General features: G+C 70.4%; 19 protein-coding genes. 12 read left to right on the top strand and 7 right to left on the bottom strand.

Annotated elements, in window-relative coordinates:
* Window positions 1–29: 29 nt before the first annotated feature.
* The gene (locus NL112_RS00260; protein WP_255150614.1) at window positions 30–974 is read left to right on the top strand and encodes a hypothetical protein; all 945 of its coding nucleotides are present in this window, start codon (window positions 30–32) and stop codon (window positions 972–974) included.
* 1 nt (window position 975) lies between these two features.
* Here NL112_RS00260 and NL112_RS00255 read toward each other — a convergent pair whose 3' ends face one another.
* Window positions 976–1809 carry an aldo/keto reductase gene (locus NL112_RS00255; RefSeq protein WP_255150613.1) on the bottom strand — a complete coding sequence of 278 codons (834 nt, stop codon included), beginning with the start codon at window positions 1807–1809 and terminating at the stop codon, window positions 976–978.
* 136 nt (window positions 1810–1945) lie between these two features.
* Here NL112_RS00255 and NL112_RS00250 point away from each other — a divergent pair, with 136 nt between their 5' ends.
* Entirely contained in the window at window positions 1946–4381 is a 2436-nt protein-coding gene (locus tag NL112_RS00250; protein ID WP_255150612.1) for an alpha-L-rhamnosidase-related protein, read from the top strand.
* 154 nt (window positions 4382–4535) lie between these two features.
* Here the strand turns inward: NL112_RS00250 and NL112_RS00245 are convergent, their stop codons facing one another.
* Window positions 4536–5273 carry a proteasome assembly chaperone family protein gene (locus tag NL112_RS00245; RefSeq protein WP_255150611.1) on the bottom strand — a complete coding sequence of 246 codons (738 nt, stop codon included), beginning with the start codon at window positions 5271–5273 and terminating at the stop codon, window positions 4536–4538.
* Between the two features lie 91 nt (window positions 5274–5364).
* Between NL112_RS00245 and NL112_RS00240 the strand changes: the two genes are divergently transcribed.
* The 3 genes from NL112_RS00240 to NL112_RS00230 are packed head-to-tail and all read left to right on the top strand — an operon-like array spanning window position 5365 to window position 7281.
* Window positions 5365–6273 carry an RsmB/NOP family class I SAM-dependent RNA methyltransferase gene (locus NL112_RS00240; protein WP_255150610.1) on the top strand — a complete coding sequence of 303 codons (909 nt, stop codon included), beginning with the start codon at window positions 5365–5367 and terminating at the stop codon, window positions 6271–6273.
* Window positions 6270–6776 (top strand): DUF7122 family protein, encoded by a 507-nt coding sequence (locus NL112_RS00235; protein ID WP_255150609.1) that lies wholly within the window; start codon window positions 6270–6272, stop codon window positions 6774–6776. Before NL112_RS00240 ends, NL112_RS00235 begins: the two co-directional genes overlap by 4 nt.
* 1 nt (window position 6777) lies before the next feature.
* Window positions 6778–7281 (top strand): hypothetical protein, encoded by a 504-nt coding sequence (locus tag NL112_RS00230; protein ID WP_255150608.1) that lies wholly within the window; start codon window positions 6778–6780, stop codon window positions 7279–7281.
* A gap of 143 nt (window positions 7282–7424) precedes the next feature.
* On the opposite strand, the gene NL112_RS00225 is transcribed toward NL112_RS00230, so the two are convergent.
* A complete protein-coding gene (locus tag NL112_RS00225) occupies window positions 7425–8936 on the bottom strand; it encodes a DUF790 family protein (RefSeq protein ID WP_255150607.1) in 1512 nt (503 codons plus the stop codon).
* Window position 8937: 1 nt separating this feature from the next.
* The gene (locus tag NL112_RS00220; protein WP_255150606.1) at window positions 8938–10281 is read right to left on the bottom strand and encodes a DEAD/DEAH box helicase family protein; all 1344 of its coding nucleotides are present in this window, start codon (window positions 10279–10281) and stop codon (window positions 8938–8940) included.
* 203 nt (window positions 10282–10484) lie between these two features.
* Here NL112_RS00220 and NL112_RS00215 point away from each other — a divergent pair, with 203 nt between their 5' ends.
* The 6 genes from NL112_RS00215 (at window position 10485) to NL112_RS00190 (ending at window position 16420) form a co-directional block, all read left to right on the top strand.
* Window positions 10485–10664 (top strand): hypothetical protein, encoded by a 180-nt coding sequence (locus NL112_RS00215; RefSeq protein WP_255150605.1) that lies wholly within the window; start codon window positions 10485–10487, stop codon window positions 10662–10664.
* 185 nt (window positions 10665–10849) lie between these two features.
* Entirely contained in the window at window positions 10850–11563 is a 714-nt protein-coding gene (locus tag NL112_RS00210) for a winged helix-turn-helix transcriptional regulator (RefSeq protein WP_255150604.1), read from the top strand.
* A gap of 92 nt (window positions 11564–11655) precedes the next feature.
* Complete coding sequence (locus NL112_RS00205) at window positions 11656–12045, top strand: DUF7344 domain-containing protein (protein ID WP_255150603.1); 390 nt, start codon at window positions 11656–11658, stop codon at window positions 12043–12045.
* A 71-nt stretch (window positions 12046–12116) separates the two neighbouring features.
* A complete protein-coding gene (locus NL112_RS00200) occupies window positions 12117–12761 on the top strand; it encodes a nucleotide exchange factor GrpE (RefSeq protein WP_255150602.1) in 645 nt (214 codons plus the stop codon).
* Window positions 12762–12894: 133 nt separating this feature from the next.
* Window positions 12895–14799 carry a molecular chaperone DnaK gene (gene dnaK / locus NL112_RS00195; protein ID WP_255150601.1) on the top strand — a complete coding sequence of 635 codons (1905 nt, stop codon included), beginning with the start codon at window positions 12895–12897 and terminating at the stop codon, window positions 14797–14799.
* A 178-nt stretch (window positions 14800–14977) separates the two neighbouring features.
* Entirely contained in the window at window positions 14978–16420 is a 1443-nt protein-coding gene (locus NL112_RS00190; protein WP_255150600.1) for a WD40/YVTN/BNR-like repeat-containing protein, read from the top strand.
* 192 nt (window positions 16421–16612) lie between these two features.
* Here NL112_RS00190 and NL112_RS00185 read toward each other — a convergent pair whose 3' ends face one another.
* Window positions 16613–17146: a VIT1/CCC1 transporter family protein gene (locus tag NL112_RS00185; RefSeq protein ID WP_255150599.1), complete on the bottom strand. Its 534-nt coding sequence runs from the start codon at window positions 17144–17146 to the stop codon at window positions 16613–16615.
* A gap of 74 nt (window positions 17147–17220) precedes the next feature.
* Between NL112_RS00185 and NL112_RS00180 the strand changes: the two genes are divergently transcribed.
* On the top strand, window positions 17221–17649 hold the full coding sequence (locus NL112_RS00180; RefSeq protein WP_255150598.1) for a universal stress protein: 429 nt from the start codon (window positions 17221–17223) through the stop codon (window positions 17647–17649).
* On the opposite strand, the gene NL112_RS00175 is transcribed toward NL112_RS00180, so the two are convergent.
* A complete protein-coding gene (locus NL112_RS00175; RefSeq protein WP_255150597.1) occupies window positions 17650–17799 on the bottom strand; it encodes a DUF7557 family protein in 150 nt (49 codons plus the stop codon).
* Between the two features lie 39 nt (window positions 17800–17838).
* Window positions 17839–19656 (bottom strand): Rieske (2Fe-2S) protein, encoded by a 1818-nt coding sequence (locus NL112_RS00170; RefSeq protein ID WP_255150596.1) that lies wholly within the window; start codon window positions 19654–19656, stop codon window positions 17839–17841.
* Window positions 19657–19804 lie beyond the last annotated feature (148 nt).

Raw genomic sequence — 19804 nt, 5'->3', positions numbered from 1 at the left:
TTCTTGTTGCTCGGCCGACAGCTGGGGGTATGCCGCAACCACTCCGTGCCGGCCGCCGACTCCACGGCCGGCACCCGGTCGCCGTCGACATCGCGGTCGCGGTCGGGTTCCTGTTCGCCGTCCGCCTGTGGGTCGGACTCGTCGGCCTGGCGTATCGGCCGCTCGCAGACCTGCTTCCGGCACCGCTCGCGTCGCCGTTCGTGCTCGGGTCGGCGCTGACGTTCGGCGCCGGGTTCGCGCTGGCGGCGGCCGTCTACCTCCGGGCGGCCGGCCTCGGGGTCGGCCTCGCGCTCCCCACCAGGACGACGGCGCTCCCGACCGCCGGCGCCGTTCTCGCGCCCGCGCTCGCGGTGCTGGCGGTGGCGACGCTGGCGAACGGGCTGGGGTCGAGTCTCGGGGCCGTCGTCCGCCTCGGCTACGGCGAGGCGGCCACGCCCGCGTACCTGCTCCGGAGCGCCCTCCCGGCGGCAGTCCTTGGGGCACTCGGCTACGGGCTGGTGTTCCACGGCGCGGTACTGGGCACGCTCCGGACCCGACTCCCCGCCACGTGGGCGGCGGCGCTGACGGCCGCCGTCGCGGGCGCGTACCGGGCGGTCGGGGACGCGACCCGGCCCGACCCGGTCGCGCTCGCGGTGTTCCTCCTGGCGGCGGTCACGACCGTCGCGCTCGGATTCACGCTCGGTCTGGCGTACCGCACCTACCGCGAGCGGTCGCTGTCGGCGGTGGCCGACCGACGGCTCCTCCCGGTCGTGGCGCTGGGCGCGTTCGGCCTCGTGGGGGTCGCCTCCGAACTCACGACGCCGGACGCACTGCTCCGGTGGGGGCTGTGGGTGACGACGGTCGCGGCGGGTGCGTACGGCACCGCCCGCGCCGAGTCGGTGTGGCCCGGCGTCGGCGCGTTCTTCGCGTACCTGCTCGCGGTCGATTTGGTCGTCTACGCGGAGGTCGTCGTCGGCCTCGCGGCGCCCGCGTGACTCAGTCCCAGGCGTCGGGCGCGAAGTCGGGGTCGACCTGCCGGTCGCGCTCCTCGATGGCGTCGATGGTCGCCACGTCCTCGTCGTCGAGTTCGACGCCGAGGCTCCCCCAGTTGTCGCGGATGTGTTCCTCGCTCGTCGCCTTCGGAATCGCCGTGATGCCCTTCTCGCGGAGCCACGCGAGACTCACCTGCGCCTCGCTGACGCCGTGTTTCTCCGCGATGTCGTTCAGTTCGTCGACATCGAACACCTTACCGCGGGCCAGCGGCGAGTAGGCGACGAGTTCCACGTCGTGGTCGTCGGCGTACGCCCGCAGTTCCTCCTGCTGGAGCAGGGGGTGCATCTCGACCTGGTTGGCGAACGGCTGTTCGCCCAGCACCTCCGCGGCACGGTCCAGATGCTCCGGCTCGAAGTTGGAGACGCCGACGTGTTTGACGTGGCCCTCCTCCTGGAGTTCCGCGAGCGCCGACAGCGTCTCCTCGGGGTCGTAGTCGCCGGCCGGCCAGTGGACGTACATCAGGTCGGCGTAGTCGGTGCCGAGCTTCTCGAGACTCTCCGTCGTCGACGAGGCGACGGCCTCGGCCCCGAGGTTCGAAATCCACACCTTCGACGCGAGGAACACGTCCTCGCGGTCGACGCTCGACCGGGCGATGCCGTCGCCGACTGCGTCCTCGTTCCCGTACGCCTGTGCGGTGTCGACGTGGCGGTACCCCACGTCGAGCGCCGTCGCCACGCTCTCGGTACACTGGTCGGCGTCGTCGTTCTGCCAGGTGCCGAGCCCGAACATCGGCATCCCACGCCGCTCCGGCACGTCGAACTGCTGTCCTTGAGACATAGCTACTCGACGGTACGCGAGGCGAGGGAAAATGCGTTGGGGCACGGAACACGCGTGCCGGGAACTGTGAACGTGTTTTGAATGGCTACAGATAGACGGCAGAACAGGTAGGCGGCTCTACACGGGACAGAGACGTATGAACGACGAGGAACTGACCAGACGCACGCTGCTGCGTGCGGCCGGGGTGGGGGCGGGCGCGGGCCTCCTGCCGGCCCGCGCGCTGGCGGCCGACGACACCGGCGATCCGCTGGCGCGGGCCGCCGCCGAGACGGACGCGGTGCCCCGACATCTCGTGCCGGGTGCCCGCGGGACGCTCCCGGACGGCGTCCCATCGGGGGAGGGGGTCGACGACCTCGAACAGTGCTACTACCAGAACAACGGGAAGGAACTGTACGGGCCGACGGACATCAACGCCCAGACGGGCAACCAGGGGCTGTCGGTCGCGCTGAACGGCCGTGGGACGGTGACGGTCTGCAAGTGGCCCCGCCCCTCGTTTTACGACCAGGTGAAGTACTACGCGTCGGACCGGTCGGCCGACCACTACGGCGCGGACCCCAACGCGGGGTCGTTCCTCGGACTCCGGGTGGCCGGCGACTGCCAGCGCCACACCGAGTGGCTCCGCGAGTGGGAGACGACGCAGGCGTACGTCGACGACTTCTCCGACACGATACTGACGAGGTACCGCTCCGAGGACCTCGGCCTCACGGTCGAGGTGCGCGACGTAGTCGCCGCCGACGATGACGCGCTCGTCCGCGACGTGTCCGTCGAGCGGGACGACGGCTCGCCCGTCGAGACGGCAACCCTGCTTGCCGTTGCCAACGTCAACCCGGTCGTGAGCAAGATACAGCGGTTCCCCGTCTCCGACTGGTGTCTCGAGGAGACGAACCAGAGCATCGCCCGCTACGACGACTCCGTCGGCGCCGTCGTCCACGAACGTGCGGACGTGGACCGCTCGACGGGCGAACCGGGGTCGGTGGCGGTCGCGCTCGGGTTCGCCGGGAACGCGACCGAACACCAGGTCGGCGGCGACGCCTACGAGGAGGCCGCCACGCCGCTGGGCCGTGGCGGGCCGACGGTCGACGCGTACGACGACGCCAGCGACGGCACGCCGCTGTCGGGCAACGGCCGCTTCGTCGGCCAGTCGACCGCCGCGCTCGCGCGGCCAGTCGACCCCGACGGCGGAACGGCGACGGTGATACTCGCGGCCGCCGAGGACGCCACCGGCGTCGGGGAGACGCTCGGCTCCGTTCGGGAACGCGACCCGGCCGACGTGCGCCGGGAGAAGGCGGTGTTCTTCGACGAGCACGTCGGCGACGCGCCGATGCCCGACACCGACGACGAGGCGGTGCGGTCGCTGGCGGCCCGGGCGCTGGTGACGCTCGTGCAGGCGTACGACCCGGAGACGGCGACCATCGTCGCCTCGGTCGCCACGCAGTCGCCGTACGGCGAGGACTGGCCCCGCGACGGCGCGTACTTCAACTACGTCCTGTCGGCGCTGGGCAAACACGACTGGGTCGAAGCCCACAACCGCTTCTACGCGCGGGTCCAGCAGGGGAGTACCGACGCCCATCCCGACCCGGCGATTCCGCCGGGCAACTGGGCGATGAACTACTACGCGGACGGCGTCCCCGGCGGCCCCATCCCCTACGAGATAGACGAGACGGGCTACGGCGTGTTCACGCTGTACGACCACTACGCGGTCACGGGCGACGAATCCTACCTCGAAGACGTGTGGCCGGCCATCCGACGGGGCGCCGACTATCTCGTCCAGTGCAAGGACCCCCAGACGGGGCTCCAGTGTACCGCCTGGGAGGACGACATCCCCCAGCCGAAACAGACCATCGTGGGCGCGGCGACCGTCTGGACGGGGCTCGACGCGGCCGTGAACGCCGCCGAAGCGCTCGGCAACGATGCGAAAGCCGAGGAGTACCGCGCCCGGCGTGACGAACTCGCGGCCGCCATCGACGCGGAACTGTTCGACGACGAGGTGGGCGCGTACGGCCCGGTCAAGGCCGGGTTCGTGATGTCGGAGGTGGCGTGGCCGCTCGGCTTCCGCCCGTCGGTCGGTCCCGCCCCGGAGAACCCGCTGGACCATCCGCGCATCCAGTCGCACATGGACGCCGACTGGGCGGAACTGGCGACGACGTTCGCGGAACCCGAGGCCGGAAACCGGTCGAGCGGGCTCTACGAGGCGAAGGGGCTGGTGCCGCTCGCGAAGGACCGCCGGTCGTCGGGTCCGGGGAGCCTCGACCAGGTGCGGGAGGGGCTCCGCTGGATTGCCGAGCGGCACGCCACCCCGGATACGAACATCCTCGGGGAGGTGTGGACCGTCGAGGAGACCGAGGCGGGCGAGCGCGAGGTGAAGAGCATCATCTCACAGCCGCACGTCTGGGAGCAGGTGCTGTTCTACATGGCCGCGCTCGAAGCGCATCCGCCCGAGGACCTCGATTTCGACCCCGAGTCGTACGGCGGCGTCCTCGGCGCGCTCCGCGAGCAGAACGCGCCCGACCAGCGTGGCCCGCCCGACGACGTGCCGGGCGACCCGCCCGAGGACCCTGGGCGGCGGGAGTAGCAAGTCCGTCCGCGCCCGACCGGAGGGAGGGCCGTAGCGCGCACGGACTGGAGCGCGCCGAAGGCGCGTGGAAGGAGTACGCGCGCATATTTTCCACCAGTTTTTGCCCGACCGAGCGGCCCGCAGGGCCGCGAGGGAGGTGCAAAAAGTGGGGCTACTGGAACCCGCGGATGGGTCGCGCCTCCGTCGACTCGTCGCCCTCGGCCTCCTGAACCTGCCGGGCGAGTCGCTCGCGGGCCTCCTGTATCTTCTCGGCCTGGTCGACCAGCGCGTCCGTCTCCACCTCGATGCCGGCCAGCGGCTCGATGCCGTTCGAGATGACCGCGCGGGCGGCCTCGGGGTCGGGGAACTGCGCTTCCGTCTCCGCGATGAGGCCGACGCTGGCGAGTCCCGAGACGTTCGCCTCGTGGATGAGCGCGCCCGTCGGGCCGGAGACGAGGCCCGACTCGCGGGGCGGGACGACGCCGGCCTCGTCGAGGCGGTCGGTCGCCCCGCCGGTGGCGATGCCGTACACCTCGGGAACGCCGTCCTTCTCCTCCGGGAGCCCCGAGAGGTACAGCGGGAACACGTCGTTGTCGGCGAACCAGCCGGTGAGACAGCCGGCGAACTCGTCGGCCTGCGACGGCGACACCGGCACGTCGCTCTGGAGGACGAGCAGGTTCCGCTCCTCGTCGGCGTAGATGCGGACGGGGGGCATCGTCTCGGAGCTGTTCCCCCGGTAGACGGCGACAGGCGGCAACCCTTCACAGAAACAGCTTGCGACGTGGGTCATCTCGAACTGCTCGACGAGGTGGTCGGCGGCTATCTTCCCGACGAGCCCCGCGCCGGGGAGGCCTTCGACGAGCGTCGGCGAGTCGAGGTCGAACTCCGCGTGGACGTCGACGTGTGCCATGCGCGTGGTGACGGGGGCCGGTGGCTTAAGCGTGTGTCACGGGTGCGTGGCGAACCCGAAACCCCAAGCCCGCCGACGCCCGAACGCGGGCATGGACGTCCTCGCGCGCTACGAACCGCTGGTGGACGACCCGGCGGCGTTCCGGGCGGCCTGCGAGCGGCCGCTCCCGCAGGCCGTGCGGGTCAACACCCTCAAGACGACCGTCGAGCGTGCGCGCCGGGCGCTCGACGAGGCTGGCGTCGACTACGACCCGGTCGCGTGGAACGACACGCTCCTGCGGGTGCCGGACGCCAAGCCGGGCAACACCTGGCCGTACGTCCACGGCTGGCTCTACGGCCAGGAGGAGGTGTCGGCGGTGCCGGCGCTGGTCTGTGACCCCGACCCCGGCGACCGGGTGTTCGACCCCTGTGCGGCGCCGGGGTCGAAGACGACGCATCTGGCGGCGCTGATGGAGGACGAGGGCCTGCTGGTCGCCAACGACTCCAACCTGGGGCGCATCTCTGCGCTCCGGTCGAACGCCGAGCGGTGCGGGCTGACGAACGTCGCGGTGACGAAGTCCGACGCGCGGAACTTCTCGCTGAAACCGTTCGGGGGGGAGAGCTTCGACCGCGCGCTGGTCGACGTGCCCTGCTCGTGTGAGGGGACGATACGGAAGAACCCCGACGCCCTCGACGAGTGGACGATGGACCACGTCGAGGGGGTCGCGGGCGTCCAGCGCGGCATCCTCGGGCGGGCCATCGAGTGCACCCGCCCCGGCGGGACGGTCGTCTACTCGACGTGCACGTTCGCCCCCGAGGAGAACGAGGCGGTGCTGGACTTCGCGCTCTCGGAGTACGACGTCGACGTGGTCGACTACGAGTTGCCCCTGGAGCACGCCCCGGGCGTCACCGGGTGGGACGGCGAGGAGTACGACCCCGCGGTCGAGCGGGCCAAGCGCATCTACCCGCATCTCAACGACACGGGCGGGTTCTTCTGTGCGAAACTGGAGGTCGCCACATGAGGGAGAACGACGGCCACCAGTTCGGCCGCCTGCCCGCGACGAACGACGACCGCGAGGTCGAGGACCGCCCGTCGCGGGAGGCGGTCGTCGCGTTCTGGCACGACCGGTACGGCATCCCCCGGGAGACGTGGGCCGACTACTCCTTCTGGGAGCGGGGGAGCGGGAAGATATGGGCGTTCCACGGCGAGGTGCCCACTCCGGCCCGCATCCAGGGGCTCGGGATGGCTGTGTTGCGGACGGGCGGCGAGCACTGGAAGCCGACGACGAACGCCGTCCAGCGGTTCGGCGACCTGGCGAGCGACTGCGTCATCGACCTCCCGTACGAGCGGGCCAGCCGGTTCCTCGCGGGCGAGGACCAGGAACTCCCCGAGTGGGACGGCGACTGGGGGTATCTGATAGCCGCCCACGACATCGCTGGCGGGCGGGAGCCCATCGGCGTCGGGCTCTACGTCCACGGGGAACTGCGCTCGCAGATGCCGAAGGGGCGGCGCCGCGACCTCTGAGATGGACCGGACGTTCCTGTTGACGGTCGCGGCGGCGCTGTTGTTGCTCGCCGGGGGCGTCGGCGCCGGCGTGTATCTCGGCGGGACGGGCGCGTTCGACCAGCGCCCACGGGTCGAGCCGGCCGTCACCGGGTTCTCGACGGGCAACGCCTCCTGTGTCGGCACCGCGACGGTCGCGCCCCGCGTCCAGGTGGACAACACGACCCGCGGGAGCTTCCTCATCCTGCGGGCGAACCTGACGCTCGCGGACGACCGCGTGCCGACGAACGCCACCATCGAAGAGGCCGGACTGGCGAACTACACGCTCCGCGTGACCGACGAGGCGGGAGCGGTCACCGCGTGTCCCGACGGGAGGACGGCTGTCGCGCCCGTGCAGGTGTTCTTTCAGGTACCCCACCCCGGAGCGGAGCCGTTCGGCGTCACCGTCCGCTACCGGGAGTCGACGCTGTTCCGACTCCGCAACGGCCCCGAGGGGCTCCGCGTGGTGAACGCGTCGAGTAACTGAAAGCCGTTTTTGTTCCTCCGCGGCGTCTAAGTGGACTCCCCCGCTACGCCCGACTGCGGCGAGCCGTCCTGGCACCTGCCTCGCAACTGGGGGCGCGCGAGGCTCGTCGCAGGCCCCCGCCCCGCCACCCCGTTCCCCGCCTTTCACTTCTTCCGCAGAGTGCCGCCGCCGAGCCCCTCCCACTCGACGCGGTAGCCGAGCTCCGACAGCGCCGCGCTCGCGTCGTCGACGCCCCGCTCTTCGAGGACCGCTTCGGCGGCCGACAGCTCCATCCCCGCCTCGATGCGCTCGCGCAGGTCCTCGAGGACCGCGGGCCGCACGAGCGTCCGCCCGACCCGCTCGTGGTCGGGGAACTGCTTTCCCTCGATGGCCTGCTCGCTCACGCCGTGGTCGGCCGCGACGGCCGACAGCGTCACCACGTCGGCGTCGGGCGTCAGTTCCTCGGGCAACGCATCGGCGGCTTCGGCCACCAGTTCCGACTCGTAGGCGTCGAGCGCGTCGACCACGTCCTTCACGCGGACCAACCCCGAGTAGGGGATGGCGCCGTCAGTCAACTCCTCGACCTCCTCGCCGACGCCCAGCGACTCGTCGACGGCGACGAGGAAGGCCACGTCCTCCAACTCGCGGAACCGCGAGAGCTTCTTGGCGACGTACTCGGGCGTCCAGAAGCCCATTATCTCGAAGAACACGCGGAACGGCCGTTCCTCATCGCCACCGGGCCGGTAGTCGAACGCGAAGTCCGGGATGACGACGTGTTCACCCGCCGCCAGCGGCTCCGGTTCGCGGACCAGCGTCCAGTCTAAATCGAGCGACTGGAACCGGGCGGCGAAGTCGGCCTCGACGCCGGAGTCGAACGTCATCTCCCCCACTGGCTCCGTCCCCGGCACCGTCACGTCGCCGGTCGAAAGCTCCAGGAGGCGGTCGGTCCCCCGGTCGTCGATGGTCGCCTCCAGCCGCCACTCGGCGGCGGTCGCCACCGTCCGCAGGAGGCGGGCGAACCGCGTGCCGTAGCGCCGGGAGCGCCGGAACAGGGCGTCCGGCCCCGTGACGACCACCTCGCGCCCCTCCTCGGTGTCGCGTATCTCGTACAGCAGGCGGAGCCGCTTCACCGCCGAGACGAGCGCCTTCGGGTCCGAGGAGCGCACCCGGACCTCGGTGGCGTCGAACAGCGCCGTCTGGGCCAGCGAGAGGTCGTACTGGTCGACGAGCGTCTCGGGCTCCCACCGGGGGTCGAACGCCGTCAGCGTCTGCCGGGCCTCGAGGTCGCCGTACAGCGACGCCTCCACGGCCTCGGGCGTCGCGTCCAGCCGCTCCGCCGCGCGGTCCAGCGCCGCCGCGCGCTCCGCGTCGGTGACGACGCCGTCGGGTTCGGCCGCCTCGAAGGCGGCGGTGCGGGCCCGCCGTGGGTCGACGGGCGTGGTCGTTTCGAAGGTGGCCTCCCGCTCCAGCAGTTTGGCGACCCCGCGGACGAGTTTGAACGGGTACTCGCCTTCCAGGTCGGACAGCGCCTCGTCGAGCGTCTCCCGCGACTCGCCGACGTGACCCTGATACACGCCGAGGACGCGGGCCGCGAGGTCGGTCGCCCCCTCGCCGGCGAACTGGGGGTGGTAGCCGCCGCCGGCCCGCGACACCCGGAGGAGGTCCTTCGTGAGCATCCTATCGCCTCCGGTCCGCGACGCGCTCCTCGGCGGTCTCCTCGGTCACGACCTCGTACAGCAGGGCGCGGCCGCCGTCCGTCTTCGGTCGGAGGACGCGCCCGAGCCGTTGGGTGAACTCCCGTTCGCTTCCCGACCCCGACAGCACGACGGCGACGTTGGCGTCGGGCACGTCCACACCCTCGTCGAGTACGTTCGCGGTGACGACCCGCGAGTAGGTGCCCTCGCGGAACCGCGACAGCACCTCGCGGCGCTCCTCCGCGCCCGTTTCGTGGGTGATAGCCGGCAGGAGGAACCGCTCCGACAGTCGGTAGACGAGGTCGGTGTAGGCGGTGAATACGATGACCCGGTCCCCGCGGTGGCGCTCCAGCAACTCCGCGAGCGTCTCCACCTTCGCGTCGGCGTTCATCATCACCTCGCGGGCCCGCTGTTTGGCGAGCAGGGCCTCGCGCGCCTCGGGGTCGGTGCCCGACCGCTTGACGAGTTCCTGGTAGTCGCTCCCCGAGGTCATCCGGATGTTCGACGAGGCGAGGTAGTCGGTGAAGATGCCCTGATACTGTTCGTAGCGCTCGCGCTCCTCGGCCGAGAGCGACACCTCGACGCGCCGGATGTCGTAGGGTGCGAGGTGGTCGCCCGCCAGCTCGTCGGCGTCGAGGTCGTACACCTTCGGGCCGACGAGTTCTTCGATGGTCTCGTGGGCGCCGTCCGGGCGCTCGAACGTCGCGGTCAGGCCGAGACGGGCCGGCGCGGCGAGCAGGCGGGCGATGTCGCGGTAGCCCTCGCCGCCGAGGTGGTGGACCTCGTCGAACACGACGAGTCCGAACCGGTCGCCGAGTTCGTCCGCCCGGAGGTACGCCGAGTCGTAGGTGGCGACCGTCAGCGGCTCGACGCGCTGTTCGCCGCCGCCCAACTGCCCGACGGCGACGCCGAACTCGCGTTCGAGTTCCTCGCGCCACTGCCCCAGGAGGTCGATGGTCGGGACGACGACGAGCGTCGCTGTCGCCAGCCGCTCGATGGCGGCGATGGCGATGACGGTCTTCCCGCTCCCGGTCGGCAGTTCGAGCACGCCACACTGGCCGTTGTCGTCCCACGCGTCGAGGGCATCCTGCTGGTACGCACGGAGTTCGTAGTCGCTCGACAGCGCCGGCACGTCCGGGCAGTCGAGCACGCTGTCGTCGACGCTCACGTCGAGGGGGTGGAGCGCGTCGCGGACCCCCGCGTAGCGGTAGGCGGGCGCGCGCTTCGACGCCGAGCGGGAGTCGGCCTCGACCCCCGGAAGCGGGACGCCGGGGTCGCCGTCGACCCGAATCGTCCCCTCGTCGTAGGTGAGCGTCACCGCTGGCACACCACCGCGTCGGGCACGCCGCGGTATAAGTCCGCCGCGTCGCTCCGGCGGCCTCCCGCTGTGGGGTCGCTACAGCCCGCTTACCGAGACGCGTTGCGGGGTCGTACGTCGGGGAGGGTGCTCGGTCGACGCGCCCGGGTACATCCGGCTTACGCGTCGTACCCGGCTGATAACGAACCGGTCGGGCGACGGACTGCCGGACGATGGCGCTCCAGCCGTTGTCCGTCACCGGTGCGTCGCTCCAGTACGGTATCGTGTTCTCGGTGCTTTCGGTGCTGGCGGCGCTGGCCGGCCGGCGCGGCGTCGCGGGCGTCACGGCGACCCGCGGCCGCCTGCTCGGGCTGGCGTTCCTCGCGCTGGCCGTCGGGAGCATCCTGCTGTAGTCGGCCCGTCAACACGGTCCAGCGCGTGACGAGCGACCACGCCGAGGGGGCGCGGGCAAGCCGTAACTACGCGTCGGCAACGCGCAACTCGACTTATGTCGACCGGCCGATTACGACGCTACTCCGGGGACGTGCGGCCCGACCGACCCGCCGAACGACGGTTCGACGACTCGACACTCAGGACCATGTCCACGCCGACTCGACTCGTAGTCGTCGTCGCGCTCCTCGTCGGGCAGACGGCGCTCGCTCCTGTCGCGCTGGCCGGAGCGGGAGACGCGCTCGACGAGCGAACCGACACGGCGGCCAGCGCAGACGCGGCCGGGACCCTGCCCGCAGACGTCGTGGAGACGCTGGACGGCGTCGTGCCGGCAGTCGACGCCGTCGACGACGTCACGGTCGGGGTTCTGACCGTGCTGGTGCCCCCGGCGAGCCACCGATGGGCCGGCGAGTTCGACCCGTTCGACAACGACGTCCGCGAGACGGTGTTCGCGGCCGTCGAAGCGACGCCCGGCGTCCACCTCGCGGGCGTCGCCGAACTGACGGACGTCGCTCCTTCGACGGTCCGGTACCACGCCCGCGTGCTCGAAGCCGAGGACCTGGTGCGGACCGAGACCCGTCGCGGCAAGCGGCGTCTCTACCCGGGCGACGCCGACCCGTCGCCGGTGACGGCCGCGCTCAGCGACGACGCGACGGCCCGACTCGTCCGCGCGGTCGCCGAGCGGGAACCGGTCCGCGTGTCCGACCTCGCTGACGCGGTCGACCGCGCACCCAGCACCGTCTCGTACCACCTGTCGCGGCTCGAGGCCGACGACGTGGTCGTTCGCGAACGGGACGGCGAGGCGGTGCGCGTCTCGCTGACGACCTCGGCCCGGCAAACGCTCGACGACGGGGTGGCCTGACCACCCCCTCGCACGGCCCCGGACCTTCTTCGCGAACCCTTTCGAGAGATGCGCGAGAACCGCTTTACCAACCCGGTTCCTCGTCCGAGTGCATGACGATGGACGAGCGGACACGGCCCGTATCGGTGGACGACCTGTTTGACCTGCTCGGTAGCTCCCGCAGGCGGTTCGTCCTGCGGCGTCTCGCAGGTCGGTCGGAGTGGGTCGACGTCGAGGCGCTCGGCCGCGAACTCGCGGCGTTCGAGACGCGCGACGCGGCCGGCGACGGCGCGGGACTCCTCGCGGTCCAGTCGTTGCACCACGTCCACATCCCGAAGCTCGCCGACGCGGACCTGGTCCGGTTCGACGCCGAACGGAACGCGGTTCGGCGCGCGGACTCGGCCGAGCGACTCCGCGCGTCGCTCGACGACGCACAGGGGGTCATCAGTGGGCTCCGACGGGTGGACGCCGACGGACGATTCGCCGACAGCCCCGTTCGATAGCCGGCGGCACCCCCGTCGCGGGCGTGCCTCGTTTCTATACGCTTTTACGGCGCGCGCGCCTCCCTCCGTGCATGAGCGAGAACGAGGGCGCGGAGACGGCGACCGACTCCGCGGCCGGCGACGACGCCACGGCGGGGGAGACCGCTCCCGCGGACGACCCGGTCGAGGACGTCGACCCCGACGAGGAGTTGGTCGACCGCGTGCGCGAGGCGTCGGCCGAGGACGCGGCCCGCGAGATAGCCGCCCTGCGCGAACGGGTGGACGCGCTGGAGACGAGCCTCGCCGACGAGCGGGAGCGTGGCGACGACCTGGAGTCGAAACTCAAACGCAAGCAGGCCGACTTCCAGAACTTCAAGAAGCGCCAGAAGCAGAAGACCGAGGAGGCACGCCAGCGCGCGACCGAGGACCTCGTCGAGCGCCTGCTCGACGTGCGCGACAACCTCGTGCGCGCGCTCGACCAGGACGAGGACGCCGACATCCGGAGCGGCGTCGAGACCACGCTCCGGGGGTTCGACGACGTGCTCGACGCCGAGAACGTCGAGCCCATCGAACCGGACGCCGGCGCGGACCTCGACCCGGTGCGTCACGAGGTGCTGATGCGCGTCGACAGCGACCAGCCCGAGGGGACGGTCGCGGACCTCCACCGTGCGGGCTACGAGATGGCCGGGAAGGTGCTCCGGCCCGCGCAGGTGACCGTCGCCGACGGGAGCGAATAGCGGTTCTGTTTAAGGGTAGCGGTCCGCCGTTTCACCTACAGCGAAAACCACGGGACTGCACCGTTGCGGTTCGAAGTGCGTGTCGGCCCATCTAGCAACTTTTAACCGATTCTGACCGGTAGTGACGGGCAAGATGGCGAGCAACAAGATTCTCGGTATCGACCTCGGCACCACCAACTCCGCGTTCGCGGTGATGGAGGGTGGCGACCCCGAGATCATCGTCAACGGCGAAGGTGAGCGGACGACCCCCTCCGTCGTCGCGTTCACCGACGACGGCGAGCGTCTCGTCGGGAAGCCGGCGAAGAATCAGGCCGTCCAGAACCCCGAACGGACCATTCAGTCCATCAAGCGGCACATGGGGGAGGAGGACTACACCGTCGAGATAGACGACGACGAGTACACGCCCGAGCAGATATCGGCGATGATCCTCCAGAAGATCAAACGGGACGCGGAGGAGTATCTCGGCGACGACGTCGAGAAGGCCGTCATCACGGTGCCGGCGTACTTCAACGACCGCCAGCGGCAGGCGACGAAGGACGCCGGCGAGGTCGCCGGCTTCGACGTCGAGCGCATCGTCAACGAGCCGACGGCGGCGTCGATGGCGTACGGCCTCGACGACGAGTCCGACCAGACGGTGCTCGTGTACGACCTCGGCGGCGGGACGTTCGACGTCTCGATCCTCGACCTCGGCGGGGGCGTCTACGAGGTCGTCGCCACGAACGGCGACAACGACCTCGGGGGCGACGACTGGGACGAGGCCATCATCGATTATCTGGCCGACGAGTTCGAGAGCGAGCACGGCATCGACCTCCGGGAGGACCGGCAGGCGCTCCAGCGGCTGACCGAGGCCGCCGAGGAGGCGAAGATAGAGCTGTCGAGCCGCAAGGAGACGACCGTCACCCTGCCGTTCATCGCGGCCGACGACGACGGCCCGAAGGACCTCGAAGGGACCATCACGCGCGCGAAGTTCGAGTCGCTGACGGGCGACCTGCTGGAGCGGACGGTCGGCCCGACGGAGCAGGCGCTGTCCGACGCCGGCTACGACAAGAGCGACATCGACGAGGTCATCCTCGTCGGCGGCTCCACCCGGATGCCACAGGTCCAGGAGAAGGTCGAGGAGATGACCGGCAAGGAGCCGAAGAAGAACGTCAACCCCGACGAGGCCGTCGCGCTCGGCGCGGCCATCCAGGGTGGCGTCCTCTCGGGCGACGTCGACGACATCGTCCTGCTGGACGTGACGCCGCTGTCGCTGGGTATCGAGGTCAAGGGTGGCCTGTTCGAGCGGCTCATCGAGAAGAACACCACCATCCCGACCGAGGAGTCGAAGATATTCACGACCGCGGCGGACAACCAGACGCAGGTGCAGGTCCGCGTGTTCCAGGGCGAACGCGAAATCGCCGAGGAGAACGAACTGCTCGGCGAGTTCCAGTTGACCGGCATCCCGCCGGCGCCCGCCGGCACCCCGCAGATCGAGGTCGGCTTCAACATCGACGAGAACGGCATCGTCAACGTCGAGGCCGAGGACAAGGGCTCGGGCAACGCCGAGTCCATCACCATCGAGGGCGGCGTCGGCCTCTCCGACGAGGAGATAGAGCAGATGCAGGAGGAGGCCGAACAGCACGCCGAGGAGGACGAGAAGCGCCGCGAGCGCATCGAGGCCCGCAACGAGGCCGAGAGCGCGCTCCAGCGCGCCGACTCCCTGCTCGAGGAGAACGAGGAGAACGTCTCCGAGGACCTCCGGCGCGACATCGAATCGGCGATGGAGGACGTCGAGGAGACGCTCGAGGACGAGGACGCGAGCACCGAGGATCTGCAGGACGCCACGCAGGCGCTCACCGAGGAACTCCAGGAGATCGGCAAGCAGATGTACCAGGAGCAGGCCCAACAGCAGGCCGCCGGCGGCGCCGGCATGGGTGGCATGGGCGGTGCCGGTCCCGGCGACATGGGTGGCGCCGGCCCCGAGGGCGACGACGAGGAGTACGTCGACGCCGACTTCGAGGACGTCGACGACGACACCGAGGACGAGGAGTCCTCCTGAGCGCCCCGTCCGCGGGCGCGTGAGACTCGCGGGTGGTGACCCGCGTCGCTGTTCTTCGCGTCGATGCGGCGTCGAGCGCCAGCAGTCGCTTCCCCTACCGGGTTCGGGCCCCCGACGGACCTGATAATTTCGCTAGAAAAGAAATTAAATATACTCAGAAACACGCCCGAAATGTAGTATGCGACGAGCCATCGACGCTACGAGGCGACGGTTCTTGGAGTTGAGCGGTGCAACCATCGCGGCGGCGGGGCTCGGCACCGGCACGGTGTCGGCCGAGTCTGCGCCGTGGCAGTCGGTGAAGAGTCCGGTCGACGTGACGCTGTTCGACGTCGCGAAGACCGCACGCAACGACTTCGTGGTCGGCGGCGGCGGCACGGTCGTCGAGCGGACGGCCCGCGGCTGGAAGACGGTCGTGAACGACGGCCCGACGAGCAACGGCAACGGGCTGTACGGGGCGGACGTCACCGACGACGGCCAGCGGCTCTGGTTCGTCGGCGCGTCGGGCGCCATCGGCGAGTACGACGTCAAGACGGGCGACCTCAACGACCACTCGGCGCCCAACGACGCGACGAGCAACTTCAACGACGTGGCCGTCACGGGCCCGGAGGGCGATGCGAACGTCTACGTCGCCGGCGGCTCCGGCACCGTCTACTACTCGTTCGAGAACGGCGCCAGCGGCACCTGGAACTCCGTGCAGGTCGGGCAGGGCAACGCCATCGAAGCCATCGACTTCTACGAGGGCCGGAAGGGGCACCTCGTCAACGGCAACGCGAACGCCTTCTACTCGGCGGACGGCGCGAGCTGGAACAAGATCGGCATCGCGGACACGAACGTCTCGCTGTACGGCATCGACTCGAACGGCCGCGAGGACGTCTGGGTCGCCGGCGGAAGCGGCGTCGTCTACCGCTACGCGCCGAACGCCCAAGGCCAACCGGAGTGGACGAAGACCACCATCGGCGAGCCGGGCCTGCGCGACATCGAGGTCGACGCCGGCGACGGCTACGCGGCGGGCAACTCCGGCGCGGTGTTCGACCGTGTCGACGGCGCCTGGGGCCGCGACGAGACGCCGACCGGCCAGGGGCTGATGGCCATCGCGGACGGCGAGAACAACGACGTCGCCGTCGGCGCGTCGGGCACCATCATCGCCACGAACCCCGACGCCGCGGCCCAGCCGGGGAGCGACGACGAGCAGGGCGACGCTCGCCGGATGAAGCGCGTCTCCACCCAGACCAGCGAGTCGAAGAGCCTGACGTTCACGCTCCAGAACGTCGGCGACCAGTCGGTGACCGTCGAGCAGTGGGCGCTGAACACGAACGTCCCCGTCGACTCCGTCGAGCGGAGCGGCGCCGAGGTGACGCTCCGGGCCGACCAGGTCGGGAGCGCGGACAGCCCCGACGGCTACCCCGTCGACGACGCGCTCCGGCCGCTCGACTCCGCGGCCGTCTACGACCCCGGGACGACCGGCGAGGCGGAGTTCGGCCTGTACGACAGCGGCAACGTCGCGCTGACCGTCGAGCCGGCCGCCGACAGACCCTCGGGGGAGTTCGTCAGCGCCACCCTCGAGTACGGCGACGGCAACCGCGAAACGTTCTACTTCGCGGTGACGAACATCAACTCCTGACCGGACGGTAGCGAGAGCCGCCTCAGCCCTCCCCGCTTTCTACGCGACGAGCGGGCTCGCTCCAGCACGAGTGAGCCGTACAGCCAGTTGAGCACGACCCAGCAGACGGCCGCAAGCGCCGCGTATACCAGGAGCCGCCGAGGTGAGGTGCGCACGGTCGGAGTCCCCGGGCCGTCCCGAAAACCGTGGCGGTCACGCCAGTCCCTTCAGCAGGTCGCCGACGACGAACGCGACGGTGGCGGCGGCCATTCCGACGACGAACATCTCGGCGCCGTTCGTCCACCAGCGGCGCGCGGTGACCAGCGAGCGACTCGCGCCGACGGCGAAGAACGTGACGCCGGTGACCACGACCGACAGCCGGAACGTCGCCTCCAGCGCGAGCACGTACGGGAGGAGCGGTGCCCACCCCGCGACGACGAACGCGAGGAACGTCACCGCGGCCGTCGCCCGAGCGTCCTTGCCGTCCTCTGGGCTAGCGGTGCCAGCCGCTCGCTGGTAGTCCTCCTCCGAGCGACGGCTGAGGTAGTTGCTCATCCCCATCGAGAAGCCGTCCGCAAAGAGGTTCGCCGTGCCGAGCACGAGCACGATAGAGGGCGACAGTGCCGCGCCCGCGACGCCCGCGACGACGGCGAACGTGGTGACGATGCCGTCGTTGGCGCCGTAGATGACCTCCGCGAGGTACTTCCCCGAGCGGTCGACATCGTCGTCGAGCAAGCGGTCGAGCATGCCCGGGCTACCACGCGAACGGTCCAAACCTCTTCGCCGGAGCGGTTAACCGTCGACGTGTGGTACCGCTACGCATGGGTGAGCGCATCCTCGTGCCGTACGACGGCTCCGAACTCTCCGAGCGCGCGCTGGAGCGGGTCGTCACCCGCCACCCCGACGCCGAGGTCAACGTCCTCTACGTCGTCGACCCGGTCCACGGCGTCTACACCGCCGAGAGCCGTGGCCTGCCCGACGCCGAACGCTGGTACGCGGAGGCGAAGGCGACGGCGACCGAGACGCTGGAGGCGGCGGCGGCGCTGGCGGCCGACCACGGCGTCGAGGTGGTGCAAGCGCGGGCCGTTGGCAACCCTCACCGCGTCATCGTCGAGTACGTCGACGCCCACGACGTCGACCACGTGGTGATGGGGAGTCACGGGCGGACGGGCGTCTCCCGGGTCCTGCTGGGAAGCACCGCGGAGAAGGTGGTGCGGCGGTGCCCGGTGGCCGTCACGGTGGTCCGGTAGCTACAGCGCGTCGCCGCCGCGGTTGAGCGTCAGCCCCTCCGCCTCGTAGATGTCGATGAGTTCGCTCACCACGTCGTCGTAGCTCTGTTCGTCGACTCGCAGGTCGTCGAGTCGTTCGACCGTCTCCTCGGAGAGGTCGACCGATGGCATGCGTGGGGCTACTCGCGTGGCGAAGAAAAATCCGGGGGGCTACTCCGCCTCGTGGAGCTTCTCGCCGCGGTGGAGCCGCGTCGCTATCGAGAACGTCCCCTCGTGCTCGCGCCGGGTCGGGAAGTGGGCGGCCATGTAGCGGGCCGGCGCCATCAGCGCCAGTCGCCGCTCCCAGTCGTCGGTCGCTCGCGGGTCGCTCTGCTCCCCGCTCGCACTGTCCGAGGCGCGACGCGCCTCGCTGTCAAAGCGCGCGAAGTGACCTTCGAGGTTCTGGAGCGTGTGGAACCCGGCGTCCTCGCGCAGGAGGCCGCGACCCAGCACGCGCTTCAGGTCCTCGGGGTCGCCGCCCGCGTCGAAATGCTCCGAGACGAGCGCGGCCGCGCGGTTCACCTGCCCCTGCTCGTCGAAGCAGTCGAGCAGTTCCTCGCGGACGTCGGCGGGGGCGCGGTCCGACTCGCCCGGGTCGGGAAGCGGCGCCCGCGGCTGGTTCAGGAAGCGGTCGAGGTAGACCGACATCGCGGCGTCGAAACAGCCCCGGTACAGTTCGACGGCGTCGGTTCGTTGGGTCGCCTCGTACACCGCGTTCGCGTACGAGAACGTGTGATGCACCGTGTTCCAGTCGCTGAACTCGTTGTTGGTGGCGAAGTACGCCACCCGGCGGGTGGCCGCCCGTGCGACGGCGTCGGCCAGTTCGGTCCGTGTCGCACCGTCGCGGATGGCGCCGGTGAGCGCGTCCAGTATCGCCTCGGGGTCGTCGACGAGCAACTGCTCGACGAAGCCGTCCGGTTCGTCCCACTGCTTGCCGTCGCCCGCCGCGACGAGTTCGGGCAGTCGGTCGTGGGCGTCGAAGACGAGGTCGGCGACGTCGATGGGGTTGCGCCACGACGATAGCTCTTCCGAGCGCGTGGCGTCCGTGAGTTGCTCGACCGTCGAGGCCAGCACCTTCGCGGCGTTGGAGTCCTCGTCGTCGCCCGTCCCCTCCCATCCAACGTGGTCCAGCGTCGTGAACGCCCTGTTGATGAAGTCGACGGTGTGGCCGGAGTTGAGATACAGCGAGTCGGTCGCCGCCGTGAACACGATGTCGGCGACGTCGTCGGGGTCGAGACACGCGACCGCGGTCAGCAGACACCGCTCCGCGCCGTCGGCATCGCGCACCTCGACGCTCTCGCGGAACCACGACTTCAGCCGTGCTTTCGAGAGGTCGCGGTTGTCGAACGCGTACTGCTGGAACCGCGGCGGTTCGCCCGCGCAGTCGTCGGCCACCTCGCGCACGCCGAGGAACATCGCGCGCCGCTTGTCGCGGCCGCCCACCTGCGAGTAGAGGTTCGCCATGCAACCGAGCGTCGTCAGCCCGCGGCCCCACCCGGAGGCGCGGTACTTCGTCCCGAAGTCGACGGCCGTCTGGACCGGCGTGTGGAACCCTTTAGCGTGTTCGTCGAGACCGATGACGCTCTTGGCCATCACCAGGCTCAGGTTCTCGTGGAGGCCGTCCGCGAGGCGGTTGCGCCAGTGGACGTTCTCGGGGACGTCACGCGGCGGGTCCGGGTCGAGATACACCTCGCCGTCCCGCACCTCCGTCGGGAACGTCTGTACGTCGTCGGCCCACGGGTCGAACGTGTCACCCTCCTCGAGTTCGAAGCGCGCGTGGTGCCAGTGACAGGTGAGTACGCCCTCCTCGACGGTCCCCCGCGTCAGGGGAAACCCCATGTGCGGACAGCGGTTGTCGACCGCGTACACCTCGCCCTCGTGATGGAACAGCGCGATGGCCTGCCCGTTCTCGGAGACGACGGTCCGGCCCGCGTCCCGCAGGTCCTCGAACGACGCTACGGGAACCATGGCGTCGGCGTCGGTTGCCATGCATGGGGGATGGTGGCACATCTACTTGGGCGTTCGCTGAAACCGGATTTGGTAGCGCGTCTGATAGATGGACACGGAGCTACGGCCGTCACCCACTTTGCATCCGGCGTCGACTCCCGAAAGCTGGCGGGCGACCGAGCGCCTTTCA

This window comes from Halorarius halobius (genome assembly GCF_024298865.1).
Classification (GTDB): domain Archaea; phylum Halobacteriota; class Halobacteria; order Halobacteriales; family Haloarculaceae; genus Halorarius; species Halorarius halobius.
This window is presented reverse-complemented; position numbering and strand designations above follow the sequence as displayed.

Coding starts and splice junctions, on each gene's coding strand:
- NL112_RS00260 (WP_255150614.1), top strand. CDS start 30: ATGCCGCAACCACTCCGTGCCGGCCGCCGACTCCACGGCCGGCACCCG.
- NL112_RS00255 (WP_255150613.1), bottom strand. CDS start 1,809: ATGTCTCAAGGACAGCAGTTCGACGTGCCGGAGCGGCGTGGGATGCCG.
- NL112_RS00250 (WP_255150612.1), top strand. CDS start 1,946: ATGAACGACGAGGAACTGACCAGACGCACGCTGCTGCGTGCGGCCGGG.
- NL112_RS00245 (WP_255150611.1), bottom strand. CDS start 5,273: ATGGCACACGTCGACGTCCACGCGGAGTTCGACCTCGACTCGCCGACG.
- NL112_RS00240 (WP_255150610.1), top strand. CDS start 5,365: ATGGACGTCCTCGCGCGCTACGAACCGCTGGTGGACGACCCGGCGGCG.
- NL112_RS00235 (WP_255150609.1), top strand. CDS start 6,270: ATGAGGGAGAACGACGGCCACCAGTTCGGCCGCCTGCCCGCGACGAAC.
- NL112_RS00230 (WP_255150608.1), top strand. CDS start 6,778: ATGGACCGGACGTTCCTGTTGACGGTCGCGGCGGCGCTGTTGTTGCTC.
- NL112_RS00225 (WP_255150607.1), bottom strand. CDS start 8,936: ATGCTCACGAAGGACCTCCTCCGGGTGTCGCGGGCCGGCGGCGGCTAC.
- NL112_RS00215 (WP_255150605.1), top strand. CDS start 10,485: ATGGCGCTCCAGCCGTTGTCCGTCACCGGTGCGTCGCTCCAGTACGGT.
- NL112_RS00210 (WP_255150604.1), top strand. CDS start 10,850: ATGTCCACGCCGACTCGACTCGTAGTCGTCGTCGCGCTCCTCGTCGGG.
- NL112_RS00205 (WP_255150603.1), top strand. CDS start 11,656: ATGACGATGGACGAGCGGACACGGCCCGTATCGGTGGACGACCTGTTT.
- NL112_RS00200 (WP_255150602.1), top strand. CDS start 12,117: ATGAGCGAGAACGAGGGCGCGGAGACGGCGACCGACTCCGCGGCCGGC.
- dnaK (WP_255150601.1), top strand. CDS start 12,895: ATGGCGAGCAACAAGATTCTCGGTATCGACCTCGGCACCACCAACTCC.
- NL112_RS00190 (WP_255150600.1), top strand. CDS start 14,978: ATGCGACGAGCCATCGACGCTACGAGGCGACGGTTCTTGGAGTTGAGC.
- NL112_RS00185 (WP_255150599.1), bottom strand. CDS start 17,146: ATGCTCGACCGCTTGCTCGACGACGATGTCGACCGCTCGGGGAAGTAC.
- NL112_RS00180 (WP_255150598.1), top strand. CDS start 17,221: ATGGGTGAGCGCATCCTCGTGCCGTACGACGGCTCCGAACTCTCCGAG.
- NL112_RS00175 (WP_255150597.1), bottom strand. CDS start 17,799: ATGCCATCGGTCGACCTCTCCGAGGAGACGGTCGAACGACTCGACGAC.
- NL112_RS00170 (WP_255150596.1), bottom strand. CDS start 19,656: ATGGCAACCGACGCCGACGCCATGGTTCCCGTAGCGTCGTTCGAGGAC.